Origin of the sequence: Streptococcus oralis ATCC 35037 (assembly GCF_900637025.1) — a bacterium.
GTDB lineage: Bacteria > Bacillota > Bacilli > Lactobacillales > Streptococcaceae > Streptococcus > Streptococcus oralis.
The window spans coordinates 157,863-170,749 of sequence record NZ_LR134336.1 but is presented as its reverse complement, the minus strand read 5'-3'; the positions used below and the strand labels follow the sequence as shown (position 1 = coordinate 170,749).

12 protein-coding genes are annotated in these 12,887 nt (G+C 41.6%); 1 reads left to right on the top strand and 11 read right to left on the bottom strand.

Annotation, left to right across the window (positions count from 1 at the left end):
* Positions 1–23: 23 nt before the first annotated feature.
* Positions 24–899 (top strand): RluA family pseudouridine synthase, encoded by an 876-nt coding sequence (locus EL140_RS00925; RefSeq protein WP_002875099.1) that lies wholly within the window; start codon positions 24–26, stop codon positions 897–899.
* A 67-nt stretch (positions 900–966) separates the two neighbouring features.
* Here EL140_RS00925 and gap read toward each other — a convergent pair whose 3' ends face one another.
* From gap to EL140_RS00870, 11 genes are all read right to left on the bottom strand, one after another.
* Positions 967–1,974 carry a type I glyceraldehyde-3-phosphate dehydrogenase gene (gene gap, locus EL140_RS00920; RefSeq protein ID WP_000260682.1) on the bottom strand — a complete coding sequence of 336 codons (1,008 nt, stop codon included), beginning with the start codon at positions 1,972–1,974 and terminating at the stop codon, positions 967–969.
* A gap of 319 nt (positions 1,975–2,293) precedes the next feature.
* A complete protein-coding gene (gene adhE, locus EL140_RS00915; RefSeq protein ID WP_000763996.1) occupies positions 2,294–4,945 on the bottom strand; it encodes a bifunctional acetaldehyde-CoA/alcohol dehydrogenase in 2,652 nt (883 codons plus the stop codon).
* 295 nt (positions 4,946–5,240) lie between these two features.
* Positions 5,241–5,654, bottom strand: a complete 414-nt coding sequence (locus EL140_RS00910; protein ID WP_000410457.1) for an MORN repeat-containing protein — start codon at positions 5,652–5,654, stop codon at positions 5,241–5,243.
* Complete coding sequence (locus EL140_RS00905; RefSeq protein WP_000724851.1) at positions 5,641–6,084, bottom strand: low molecular weight protein-tyrosine-phosphatase; 444 nt, start codon at positions 6,082–6,084, stop codon at positions 5,641–5,643. Before EL140_RS00905 ends, EL140_RS00910 begins: the two co-directional genes overlap by 14 nt.
* A gap of 47 nt (positions 6,085–6,131) precedes the next feature.
* The gene (gene yajC, locus EL140_RS00900; protein WP_025169051.1) at positions 6,132–6,452 is read right to left on the bottom strand and encodes a preprotein translocase subunit YajC; all 321 of its coding nucleotides are present in this window, start codon (positions 6,450–6,452) and stop codon (positions 6,132–6,134) included.
* 128 nt (positions 6,453–6,580) lie between these two features.
* The gene (gene tkt / locus EL140_RS00895) at positions 6,581–8,557 is read right to left on the bottom strand and encodes a transketolase (protein ID WP_000067909.1); all 1,977 of its coding nucleotides are present in this window, start codon (positions 8,555–8,557) and stop codon (positions 6,581–6,583) included.
* A 117-nt stretch (positions 8,558–8,674) separates the two neighbouring features.
* Positions 8,675–9,298 carry a hypothetical protein gene (locus EL140_RS00890; protein WP_000921432.1) on the bottom strand — a complete coding sequence of 208 codons (624 nt, stop codon included), beginning with the start codon at positions 9,296–9,298 and terminating at the stop codon, positions 8,675–8,677.
* 55 nt (positions 9,299–9,353) lie between these two features.
* Complete coding sequence (gene jag / locus EL140_RS00885) at positions 9,354–10,340, bottom strand: RNA-binding cell elongation regulator Jag/EloR (protein ID WP_000242591.1); 987 nt, start codon at positions 10,338–10,340, stop codon at positions 9,354–9,356.
* A 14-nt stretch (positions 10,341–10,354) separates the two neighbouring features.
* A complete protein-coding gene (locus EL140_RS00880) occupies positions 10,355–11,182 on the bottom strand; it encodes a membrane protein insertase YidC (RefSeq protein WP_000728097.1) in 828 nt (275 codons plus the stop codon).
* Entirely contained in the window at positions 11,157–11,528 is a 372-nt protein-coding gene (rnpA, locus tag EL140_RS00875) for a ribonuclease P protein component (RefSeq protein WP_000748120.1), read from the bottom strand. The genes EL140_RS00880 and rnpA overlap by 26 nt, the downstream gene beginning before the upstream one ends.
* A gap of 149 nt (positions 11,529–11,677) precedes the next feature.
* The gene (locus EL140_RS00870) at positions 11,678–12,868 is read right to left on the bottom strand and encodes an acetate kinase (RefSeq protein ID WP_000167789.1); all 1,191 of its coding nucleotides are present in this window, start codon (positions 12,866–12,868) and stop codon (positions 11,678–11,680) included.
* Between the last annotated feature and the right edge of the window lie 19 nt (positions 12,869–12,887).

The window sequence follows — 12,887 nt, the reverse complement described above, 5'->3', positions numbered from 1 at the left end:
GCTTTTTTTGTTACAATATCTGTATGCAATTCACATTTACATTACCCGAATCCTTGCCTCAAATGACGGTCAAACAATTCCTAGAGGAACAACTCCTCATCCCTAGAAAAATCCGCCATTTTTTGAGAATAAAGAAGAACATCTTAATCAACCACAAAGAAGTTCACTGGAACGAGATGGTCAAGCCAGGGGACATTTGCCAGTTGACTTTTGACGAGGAAGATTATCCCCCAAAAGAAATCCTTTGGGGCAATTCAGACCTCGTTCAAGAGGTTTATCAAGACCAACATCTCATTATCGTCAACAAGCCAGAGGGAATGAAAACTCACGGAAATCAACCTGGTGAAATTGCCCTTCTCAATCATGTCTCTGCCTATGTTGGCCAAACCTGCTATGTCGTTCATCGTCTGGACATGGAAACAAGCGGTTTAGTACTTTTTGCTAAAAATCCTTTTATCTTACCTATCCTCAATCGTTTGTTGGAAAAAAAGGAAATCGCTCGTGATTACTGGGCACTTATAGAAGGGCGAGTAGAGAGTAAAGAACTTGTCTTTCGAGATAAAATTGGTCGTGATCGACACGATCGTAGAAAAAGAATAGTCGATGCCAAAAATGGACAATATGCTGAAACACATATCAGTCGATTAAAGCAATTTCCAAACAAGACTACCCTTGTCCGTTGCAAACTAAAGACCGGTCGAACACATCAAATCCGTATTCACCTCTCTCATCATAAGCACCCTATTCTGGGCGATCCTCTCTATAACTCTAGTTCAAAAGTAAGCAGGCTCATGCTCCATGCCTTCCGACTTTCCTTTACTCATCCACTCACCTTAGAACAATTGAGTTTTACTGCCCTCTCAGATACTTTCGAAACAGAATTAAAACAAAATGGATGATAGCATCATCCATTTTTCTATATAATAAAAGCAAGACCAGAAGGCCTTGCTTTTATCGACTCAAGAATTATTTAGCGATTTTTGCGAAGTATTCAAGAGTACGTACAAGTTGTGCAGTGTATGACATTTCGTTGTCGTACCATGATACAACTTTAACCAATTGTTTACCGTCAACGTCAAGAACTTTAGTTTGAGTTGCGTCAAACAATGAACCGTAAGACATACCTACGATATCTGAAGATACGATTGGATCTTCTGTGTAACCGTATGATTCGTTTGAAGCTGCTTTCATAGCTGCGTTCACTTCATCAACAGTAACGTTCTTTTCAAGAACTGCTACCAATTCAGTAACTGATCCAGTTGGAGTTGGAACACGTTGTGCAGATCCGTCAAGTTTACCGTTCAATTCTGGGATTACAAGACCGATAGCTTTAGCAGCACCAGTTGAGTTAGGAACGATGTTTGCAGCACCAGCACGAGCACGGCGAAGGTCACCACCACGGTGTGGTCCATCAAGGATCATTTGGTCACCAGTGTAAGCGTGGATAGTAGTCATCAATCCTTCTACAACACCGAAGTTGTCTTGAAGAGCTTTAGCCATTGGAGCCAAGCAGTTTGTAGTACATGAAGCACCTGAGATAACTGTTTCAGTACCGTCAAGAACGTCGTGGTTAGTGTTGAATACAACTGTTTTAACGTCGTTTCCACCAGGAGCAGTGATAACAACTTTCTTAGCTCCACCTTTAAGGTGTTTTTCAGCTGCATCTTTCTTAGCAAAGAAACCAGTTGCTTCAAGAACGATTTCTACACCGTCAGTAGCCCAGTCGATTTGTTCTGGATCACGTTCAGCAGAAACTTTAACGAATTTACCGTTAACTTCGAATCCACCTTCTTTAACTTCTACAGTACCGTCGAAACGACCTTGAGTTGTGTCGTATTTCAACAAGTGAGCAAGCATAACTGGATCTGTAAGGTCGTTGATGCGAGTAACTTCAACACCTTCTACGTTTTGGATACGGCGGAAAGCAAGACGACCGATACGGCCGAAACCGTTAATACCAACTTTAACTACCATTAGTGATTTCCTCCTTATGAAAATCATGAAAATTTTATTGTGAAAAGAGTAACTTGAATCACTACAAATCACCTTTCAACAAACCTATTATATAACTATTTGAGTTTAATTGCAAGTATGGGCGTTGATTTTCTCTCCTGCTTTTCTACTTTTTCTCCCCCTTTTCATTCATCTATTCTTTTATTTTCAAAGCATATCTCTAGAATCTTTTATAATATCTGCATATTTTCTTCATTTCAAGGTAAAACTCCGATTTCAACTCTTTCAGAGTTTACAAAAAAAGAGACAGGATCACTCCTGCCTCTAGGCTGATAAACGATTATTTACGACGTCCTGGACGTTCTGCATAACCATAGTAAGCATCTGCCATGATTTCTTCCATGTCAGCTACCATTGGCAAGCGTGGGTTCGCAGGAGAACATTGGTCTTCATAAGCAAGCAAGGCAATTTCATGCAAGCTGTCTTTCCAAGCTTTTTCATCGATTCCAAAGCCTTTGAAGTTCATTGTGATTCCAACTGCTTCACCAAGATCGTAAACTGCTTTGGCATACGCTTCAACCGCTTCTTCTGGAGTTGAGTGAGGCAATCCAAGCATTCTAGCAATATCTTGGAATTTTTCATCAGCTTTCCAGTAGTTGTACTTAGGCCATGTAGTCGTCTTAGATGGGCGAGTACCATTGTAACGGATAACGTATGGAAGCAAGATTGCGTTTGTACGTCCGTGAACAGTATGGTGAACCGCACCGATCTTGTGGGCCATTGAGTGGCTCATACCAAGGAAGGCATTGGCAAAGGCCATACCAGCCATTGTAGATGCATTGTGCATTTTTTCGCGAGCTTCTGGATCAGCTGTCTTAACAGATTTTTCCAACCATTCAAAGACAAGTTTGATTGTTTGAAGGGCGATACCGTCTGTGTAGTCGTTAGCAAAGTTTGAAGTGTAGGCTTCAGTCGCGTGAGTCAAGACGTCCATACCTGTGTCCGCAGCGATGAAGTCTGGAACTGACTCAACCAAAGCAGGGTCAACAATCGCAATAGTTGGTGTCAATGAGTAGTCAGCCAATGGATACTTACGGTTGTTTTTCTTGTCAGAGATAACGGCAAATGGTGTTACTTCTGAACCAGTACCTGAAGTTGTTGGGATACCGATGTACTTCGCTTTCTTACCAAGTGATGGGAAGCGGAAGGCACGTTTACGGATATCCATGAATTTTTGAACCAAGTCACGGAAGTCGATTTGTGGTTGTTCATAGAAGAGCCACATAACTTTGGCTGCGTCCATTGGAGAACCACCACCAAGAGCGATGATTGTGTCTGGTTCAAACGCCCTCATCACTTCAGTACCACGTTCTACAGTTGTGATATCTGGGTCTGGTTCAACATCTGAGAAGACTTGGACAGTTACACGGTTGCTGCGTTTGTTCAATTGGTCAATAATGCGTTGAACAAAACCAAGTTTTTCGATCGATTTGTCTGTAACAATCATAACGCGTTCAATATCTTCACATGTTTGAAGGTATTGGATAGAATTGCGTTCGAAGTAAATTTTTGAAGGAACTTTAAACCACTGCATATTATTTCTACGTTTCCCTACTTTCTTGATGTTTAGAAGGTTGATCGCACTCACATTATCACCAACTGAGTTGTGTCCATATGAACCACATCCAAGTGTCAATGATGGAATGAAGGCATTGTATACGTCACCGATACCACCGAAAGTAGATGGAGAGTTCCAGATAATACGCATTGCTTTGATTTCTGTACCAAAGCGTTTAGCAAGAGCTTCGTCTTTTGTATGAATAGCTGCTGAGTGACCAAGTCCGTTAAACTCAACCATTTGGCGAGCTTTTTTAAGACCGTCTTCTGTATCTTCAGCTTTTAGGACAGCGATAACTGGTGACAATTTTTCACGAGTCAATGGTTCTTTCGGTCCTACTTCTGCACATTCTGCAGCCAAGATGTTTGTTCCTTCTGGAACGCTGAATCCTGCTTGTTCAGCAATCCATGCTGCTGGTTTACCAACGATGTTTGCGTTTAGTTTAGCACCTGCACAGTTTTTGCTGTTTGCTTTCACGCCGAAACAGAATTCTTCAAGAAGCGCTTTTTCTTTCTTGTTTACAAAGTAAGTGTGATATGATTTGAATTCTTCTACAAATTCGTCATATACTTCTTTATCAATGATAACCGCTTGTTCTGATGCACAGACCATCCCATTATCAAATGATTTAGACATAACGATGTCATGAGCAGCTTGACGAAGGTCAGCAGATTTTTCTACATAGGCAGGAACGTTTCCGGCACCTACCCCAAGAGCTGGTTTTCCACATGAGTATGCAGCTTTAACCATAGCGTTCCCACCAGTTGCAAGAATAGTTGCAACACCTTCGTGGTTCATTAGCGCTCCAGTTGCTTCCATAGATGGCTTTGTAATCCATTGAACACAGTTTTCAGGTGCGCCAGCTGCGATGGCTGCATCACGAACGATTTGTGCTGCGTGAGCTGATGATTCTTGAGCTGATGGGTGGAAGGCAAAAACGATTGGGTTACGTGTTTTCAAAGCAATGAGTGATTTGAAAATCGCTGTTGAAGTTGGGTTTGTTGTCGGAGTGACACCACAGATTACCCCGACAGGCTCCGCAATCTTTGTCAAACCTGTAATTGGATCATCTTCAATAACTCCAACTGTTTTAACTCCACGCATATTGTTCACTACGTGTTCGCAGGCAAATAGGTTTTTTGTCGCCTTGTCTTCAAATACTCCACGACCAGTTTCTTCAACTGCGTGTTGTGCAAGGATACCGTGCGCGTCAAGTGCGGCAACCGAAGCTTTTGCCACGATATAGTCAACTTGCTCTTGGTTCAACTTGCGCATTTCATCAAGCGCAACCAAGGCTTTTTTCACGAGACCATCGACATGCTTTTCAGCAGCAAGTTGTTTTTCCTCTGGGGTTACTGTTTTTTTATCAGCCATATTATCCTCCATAGCCTTTAAGGATGTTATCCTTTGTTAATTATTTCACAAATTTATTATAACTCTTTTTTTATGCTTTGTAAACAGTTTCATAAGCATTTCACAAAGAAATTTTCTAAGATTGTGATTTTTTTCTCAATATAGCTATACAATAGAGTTTTGTCTGGACGATTGTGAAATTATGGAAAAAATTTTTTTATTTCACAAAGTTTTTCTAGTTGATAGTTAGTTATCGAATTCAAGACAAGAAAGCGTTTTCTTTTCAGGCTTTGAAAATAGTCTCCTAACTTGGAGACTACTGTTTTTGCTGAAAAACGCCTTGTTTAAAGGTCCCCTCATAAACAACTTCTTGCTCTGTAGTCAACTTCCCTTGACCTTCAGCCTGACCATTTACAAAATCACCTTCGTATTTCCAGCCATCTTTTGATTGAAAAGTCCCTTTACCATTAAAAGCCCCATTATTGAACTCTCCTGTGTATTGGTCCCCGTTTTCAAAGGTCATAGTCCCCTGACCATTCATCTTCCCTCTTACCAAGGTTCCATCATAAACAAGCGCACCATTGTCAAGTGTCAGTACACCCTTTTTTGGAGTGTTTAGTAGAAAAACTGATACGGCGCAGATAGCGATTAGAAGAACGGTTGCAATCTCTATACGCGGGCGAGTTAGATATACTCGATATTTTTCAAAGATTTTTTTAAACTTTTCCATTGTCACTCTCATTTTCTAAACGGTCTAACCAGCTTTGGCATCCACTTGTGATGCGCGCATAGGTTTCCTCAAAATCTCCTGTGTACCATGGATCTGGAACACTTTCTGCCGCAAAAGAGTAGATCTTGTACTGTAGTTCCTGAGGGCACATGTGACGCAGATCTGAAACGTTTGAAGCATCCATACCGATAATGTAATCAAATGATTCAAAGTCCTCTCTGCCAATCTGAAGCGATGTTTTGTCTTTGTCATACGGGATCTGATACTGCTGAAAAATCCCCTGCGTCCCCTTATGAATCGGATTGCCATGTTCCCAAGATGACGTTGCCCGACTCTCGACTTGGTAAGCGCTCGTCATGGACTTCATCACAAACTCTGCCATGGGACTTCGGCAAATATTTCCTAAGCAAACAAATACTATTTTTTTCATCCCTTTTCCTCTTGTCTCATAGAAAAACGGGAGTGACAGGTCCCGTTTTATTCTTCGATTGCTCCGCCTTCGTCAACAACTGTTCCTTCTGGTGTCACAGCTTCTTTGAGTGGCAAAACGGTCTTGATCGCAGCCAATTCAAAGGTCAAATAAACCCCATCTACATCCAGTACGATTGTACCTTTCTTAGTATCTACTTCATCCACTGTTCCGTAAAGCCCACCAATTGTAATGACTTCATAGCCTTTTTGAAGCTTGTTCAAGCTTTCCATACGCTTTTGTGCTTGTTTCTTTTGAGAACGTTGCATAAAGAACATCAAGGCAAACATACCTACAAGCATGATCAAAAATGTTAAATTTGGACTAATATTTTCCATAGTATTTTCTCCTTTGTATTTTACATAGGACTACTATATCAAATTTCAGCTACTTTTACAAGATTGTGCCTTGTTTTTATGGTTATAAAAAATCAGAGTTTTCACTCTGATTTTTGTGATTATTTCAAGTTTTGAACGACTTTGACTAGATTTTCAACTGTAAATCCGTACTCTGCCAATACTTTTGGTGCTGGGGCAGATGCTCCAAAGGTATCAATACCGAGAACTGCACCATCAAGACCAACATACTTGTACCAGTTTTGAGTTGCACCCATTTCAACTGCAACACGACGGCGAACTGCATTTGGAAGGATTTCTTCCTTGTAAGCTGCATCTTGTGCGTCAAAGACATCTGTTGATGGCATGCTGACTACACGGACTTTTGCACCTTGGCTAGCCAATTCTTTGGCAGCTGCGACCGCCAAATTCACCTCTGAACCTGTTGCAATCAAGATTGTATCAAAGTCTGCTGCATTTTCATAGACAACATAGGCACCTTTCGCAACTTTGTCAAAGTCTGTTCCTTCTTCGACAGTCAAGTTTTGACGTGTCAAGACAAGGGCAGTTGGTGTTTTTTCGCTTGTCACGGCAAGGTACCAAGCCGCTTGAGTTTCACGCGCATCTGCTGGGCGGAAAACATTCAGATTTGGCATAGCACGGAGACCTGCTAAGTGTTCAACTGGTTCGTGAGTTGGACCATCTTCACCAACTGCAATCGAATCGTGGGTAAAGACATAAGTCACAGGAAGTCCTTGCAAGGCTGACAAGCGGACAGCTGCTTTCACATAGTCAGAAAAGACGAAGAAAGTACCACCGTATACACGAAGTCCACCGTGAAGGGCCATCCCGTTCAAGATCGTTCCCATTGCAAATTCACGAACACCAAACTGAATGTTGCGGTTCAAGCGATTAGCATCGTCTTGAAGTCCATCAGTCTTAATATAAGTCATGTTTGAGTGAGCAAGGTCAGCTGAACCACCTAGGAAGGTTGGCAATTTAGTAGCTACAACGTTCAAAGCATCTTGACTTGAGTTGCGAGTTGCTTGAGAAAATCCATTTTCTAAGGCTGGGAAGTCTGCTGGAGTCACTTTAACTGGATCACGGCCGTCGATGATGGCTTCTACTTCTGCAGCCAGTTCTGGATGAGCTTCTTTATAATCAGCAACTAATTTAGTCCAAGCTTGATAAGCTGATGCGCCACGATCTGCAACATTTTCTTTGAAATCAGCGTAAACTTCAGCTGGGATTTCAAATGGTTCATAGTCCCAACCAAGAGCTTGGCGAGTAGCCGCAGTTTCATCTGCTCCAAGAGGAGCACCGTGTACCGCATTAGTTCCTTGTTTGTTTGGAGAACCGTATCCAATAACAGTCTTCACTTCAATCAAAGATGGCTTGCCTGAAGCTTTAGCTGTTTCGATAGCAGCATGGATAGCTTCCAAGTCTGTTCCATCTTCAACCAAGGCTGTATGCCAGCCGTAGGCATTGTAGCGATCACGAACACTTTCAGTAAAGGAATCCTTTGTCTCACCATCCAAGTTAATGTCATTTGAATCATAAAGAACCACCAACTTGTCAAGTTTTTGCAAGCCTGCATATGAAGCCGCCTCACTTGAGACACCTTCCATCAAGTCTCCATCTCCACAGATCACATAAGTATAGTGGTCAAAGATATTGAAGCCTTCGCGGTTATACTTCGCTGCAAGGAAACGTTCTGCTTGGGCAAAACCAGTAGCAGTAGAAATCCCTTGACCTAGAGGACCAGTTGTAGCGTCAACCCCTGCTGTATGACCAAATTCTGGGTGACCTGGTGTTTTTGAACCCCATTGGCGGAAGTTCTTGACTTCTTCCATGCTCACATCTTCAAATCCAGAGAGATGAAGAAGGGCGTAGAGGAGCATAGAGCCGTGTCCTGCTGAAAGAATAAAGCGATCGCGGTTGATCCAGTTTGGTTGAGCTGGATTGATACGAAGTTGCTTTGTAAAGAGGCTATAGGCCATAGGAGCAGCCCCCATAACCACCCCTGGGTGACCTGAGTTTGCTTTGTTGATGGCGTCAATACCTAGAAAACGAATTGCATTAACAGATAGATTTGACATAGAATTTCCTTTCTCTTTGAGGTGATTAATAAATCACACATCCTATTTTACTATTATATGAAAAAATGCATAGAATAGCAATAAAACAATTTGCGTTCATCTAACACATTTGATTTTCTATTCCCTCGTCACTTCATAGTACGGAAGCAAGCGCGCATAAGCCTCTTCTAGCTTCTCCAATATCGCTTCTACTGACTGATTTTCAATGAAGGAAACATCTGCCTTAACCAAAACTTTACGGACTTCCTGACTTCTCACCTTCTCGCGTAAAGTACGACGATTCTCCTCAGTAGCCTCCACCTTATGACTTTCCCCATTTGAGTAGACTAGATAATAAATTCCTTCTACCGCTGGAAGTTCTAAAACCTTGGCTTGCTTGTCTAAAGTCTGTTCATCTTTCTTGCGCTCAATGAAGCTGACCTCAAAAGAAATCCCATAATTAGTAGGTGTTCCATACAAACGAAGAGCCATCATAGGTTCTGTCACTTGTCCGTCTCTCTGTAGATAGGCCCAGAAATGCGGTCGCAAGCGTTGCGCTTGGTTCATCCACTGACTAGTCTGTTGCAGTTGCCATTCTGGATGACTAGCTTGAAAGGTTTTGGCCAATTCTGTAAAAGACTTCCGAGCCTCTTGACCTTTTTGCCGCAAGGTCAACATCTTTTCTCTTTCATCGCCAGCTTTATCAGGATTACGGTACTGGACTCCTGCAAATGATAGGTATTCTCTAACTGTTTTCAGCATATCTGAATCTTTCCTTTCCTAGCAAAAAATCAGGATGAACCTGATTTTGCTTTGCTTATTCTGCATCTACGACAACATAGCGATTTGGCTCGTCACCTTCAGAGTAACTCGTCACGCCATCCATGCGTGAAATAATGCGATGGATTATCTTGCGTTCGCTATTTGACATTGGATCAGTTTGTTGACTACGCCCTTCCTCTAAAACGCGAGTCGCCAATTTTTGAGCGTAGGTTTGCAAGACTTCTGCACGGTGTTCAACATAATCATTGACATTGATCGTGATGTAGAAGGTTCTTGAATAGCGGTTATAAAGATAATTTTGAGCCAATAGTTGCAAGGCCTTCAAAACTTTACCATGATAACCGATAATACGGCCTGGTTCATTGGTGTCAATTTGAAGATTGATGGTGCGGCGATTGTAGTCGCTTGAAATCGTCCCTTCAACATCCATATCATCTACAATGGTTTGAACGTAGCTAGCTACTTCAGTTGCCACTTGTTCGATGTCATAACTTGGTTCTACTTTCAAGCCTAAATCTTCCAAAGATTGACTTGTTGCTTCCTGCGTTTCAGTTTCTTTTTCTGGAGCAGATTTCACTTCCTCGGTAGTATCCTCTGGTTCCAATTCATTTAAAATTGAAATATGGCCTGTTTCTTCCAAAATCGTGCTGGCGTGCTTTTCATTTTTCAGGATTTCAGCCTTGACCTCTTCAGAGACACCTTGACCTTCTTCTTCAATCTTCTTGATGGCTTCAACCACATATCCCAAATCAACTGTCGCTTCGCTGACGGTTTTCACTGGTTCATTTTTTTCATTAACTTCTTTTGGAACCCCTTTAATGGCCTGCTGGTTGGCTTTGATTACTGTCGTTTCACTAATGGCTTCGATATCAACTTGAGCTGGCTTCTTACCAAACAAGCCTAAAAATCCTTTTTTCTCTTTCGAAACGACCTTGATGTGGGCCTTCATTCTTGGAATGTCTAATTCTTTCAATCCTTTTTGGATTGCTTCTTCAACCGTTGAACCTGTAAATAATACCATTATCAGATTCCTCCTTATTTTTTCTTTTTCTGTGCTTTTTTCAAAGCTCTTCTCTTCTTGCCTTCTAAATCTTTTTCTGCTTGCGCCACTGCTTCTCTTTCGGCAATAATCTTGAAAGGATTGTTCAAGAAATAGGTTTGCAGAACTTGGTAAGCATTGGATACGGCCCAGTACAAGGCTACACCACTTGGGGCGGAGATGGCAAAAACAAAGATCAATACAGGCATACCATACATCATCCCTGTCGTAGCTCCACTTTTTTCGGACAAAGCTTTATTCGATAACCAGCTACTCAAGAAGGTAAAGACTGCCGCCAAAATCGGAAGGACAAAACTTGTATCTACTCCTCCCAAATTAATCCATAAAAAGTGACCTGTTTTCAAAAAGTCTACTCGACTCAAGGCTTGAAAAAGTGCCAAGAGAACAGGCATTTGTATTAAAATCGGCCAGAGAGAGGATGAATGTTTGATCCCTAACTCTTTATAAACCTTACGCATCTCCTGGTCTAGCTTGGTTCTACTTTCCATATCACGACCTGGGTATTGCTCTCGCAAAGCCTTGATGCGTGGTTGAGCCTCTTGCATTTTTCTAGAGGCAACCATCTGTGTCTGAAAGACCGGTAATAGAATCGTCCGGATCAAAATCGTGAAGAGGATAATCCCCACTCCGATACTAATGTCAAAGGACAAAAAGCGGATAATTTCAGCAAAAAAATAAACGAATTTGCTCCAAAAGTCTGTCGAATCTGCTGTTATATCGCTAGCTGTACCATTTGTTGCACAGGCTGTCATGATAAACAAGGACAAGCCCAACAAACTAGTCAACTGTAGTTTCTTTTTCACTCCCATTTCCTTCCTGGTAAATCTTTGATAACTTTAATACGTGGAGTAGGTTTTTCTCCATCTCTGCATATTCCAAGGTTTCCACCCCTTTTCGGGCAATCACGACAAAATCAACATGCTCTACTAAACTCCCTTTTACACTTTGTAGAATGTGCCGGATTCGTCTCTTGATTTGATTTCTGGTAACTGCATTCCCCAGCTTTTTGCTGACGGACAGTCCTACTCGAAAATGGTTTTGCTGGTTTTCCAATTGGTAGACAACAAATTTTCGATTGGCAAAACTTGTTCCGTCCTTGAAAATCGCCTTAAAATCTTTCTCTCTTTTTACACGAAAGCTTTTCTTCAAAACTCAACTCCATCTATTAAATTACTACTATTATACCATATTTTTTGAAAAAGCCAATAACAGCAAGGTTTTAGACATTTTCTACATAAAAAAAGCTGGAAAATCTCTTTCCCAACTTCTTTTTACAATCAAATTTTACGTGTATTTACTTATTTTTTCAAGCGCTCAACATCGCGTGCAATCACCAATTCTTCATCTGTTGGAATAACCAAGACACGGATTTTCGCTGCGTCAGTTGAGATGTCTCCCGTTACGCCAAAGACGTTCTTTTCTGGATCCACATCACAACCAAACCAAGAGATACCTGAAATGACATCCTCACGAACCAAAGCTGCATTTTCACCGATACCTGCTGTGAAGATAATCGCATCTGCTCCATTTAGGACTGCAAGGTATTGACCGATATGTTTTTGGATACGATCAACATACATTTCATAAGCCAAAGTCGCATCATGGTCTCCTGCTTCCATAGCAGCAATCACATCACGCATATCGCTTGACTGACCAGAAACTCCCATGAGCCCTGATTCACGATTGAGAACGCGACTAATATCTTCTGGGGTATTAAAATCCTCTGTATATTGCATGAGATAAGGGATGATAGCAGGGTCAATATCTCCTGTACGAGTTCCCATCATCACACCTCCAAGTGGTGTGAATCCCATAGAAGTATCCACAGACTTCCCTCCCTTAACAGCTGTGATAGAAGCCCCGTTACCAATATGGCAGGTAATCAATTTCAAGTCTTCTAGAGGGCGGCCCAAAAGTTTCGCTGCTTCTCCTGCGACAAACTGGTGGCTTGTCCCGTGGGCACCATATTTACGAACCTTGTTGTCTGTGTAGTATTTAGTTGGTAGAGGGTAGCGATAAGCCTTCTCTGGCATGCTTGTGTGGAATGAGGTATCAAATACGACAACACTGGTAATATCTGGAAGCAATTCCTTAAATGCGCGAATTCCAGCTGCGTTAGCTGGATTGTGAAGAGGAGCCAACAGTCCCAATTCCTCAACTTTTTCTAACACATCTCCCTCAACAACTGTTGATTCCTTGAAATATTCACCACCTGCAACGACGCGGTGGCCGACACCTGTAATCTCATCGTACCCTTTGATAATGTCAAAACGAATCAAGTCATCCAATAAAATTTTAACGGCTTGTGTGTGGTCTTCAATATCAAGAATTTGTTGCTCCGAACGACCGTCAAATTTTACTGTTGAAATTGAATCTTTCAATCCAATACGTTCAATCAAGCCTTTAGCCAAAACTTTTTCCTCAGGCATTTGATAAAGTTGCCATTTCAAGCTTGAGCTTCCTGCATTGATTGCAATTGTTTTTGTCATAAGATGATACCTCTTTTTT

What these genes read in the sequence shown, in the direction of transcription:
- EL140_RS00890 (WP_000921432.1), bottom strand. Translation starts at nt 9,298, where the DNA reads ATGCTGAAAACAGTTAGAGAATACCTATCATTTGCAGGAGTCCAGTAC.
- EL140_RS00905 (WP_000724851.1), bottom strand. Translation starts at nt 6,084, where the DNA reads ATGAAAAAAATAGTATTTGTTTGCTTAGGAAATATTTGCCGAAGTCCC.
- jag (WP_000242591.1), bottom strand. Translation starts at nt 10,340, where the DNA reads ATGGTATTATTTACAGGTTCAACGGTTGAAGAAGCAATCCAAAAAGGA.
- EL140_RS00925 (WP_002875099.1), top strand. Translation starts at nt 24, where the DNA reads ATGCAATTCACATTTACATTACCCGAATCCTTGCCTCAAATGACGGTC.
- tkt (WP_000067909.1), bottom strand. Translation starts at nt 8,557, where the DNA reads ATGTCAAATCTATCTGTTAATGCAATTCGTTTTCTAGGTATTGACGCC.
- EL140_RS00910 (WP_000410457.1), bottom strand. Translation starts at nt 5,654, where the DNA reads ATGGAAAAGTTTAAAAAAATCTTTGAAAAATATCGAGTATATCTAACT.
- EL140_RS00870 (WP_000167789.1), bottom strand. Translation starts at nt 12,868, where the DNA reads ATGACAAAAACAATTGCAATCAATGCAGGAAGCTCAAGCTTGAAATGG.
- gap (WP_000260682.1), bottom strand. Translation starts at nt 1,974, where the DNA reads ATGGTAGTTAAAGTTGGTATTAACGGTTTCGGCCGTATCGGTCGTCTT.
- adhE (WP_000763996.1), bottom strand. Translation starts at nt 4,945, where the DNA reads ATGGCTGATAAAAAAACAGTAACCCCAGAGGAAAAACAACTTGCTGCT.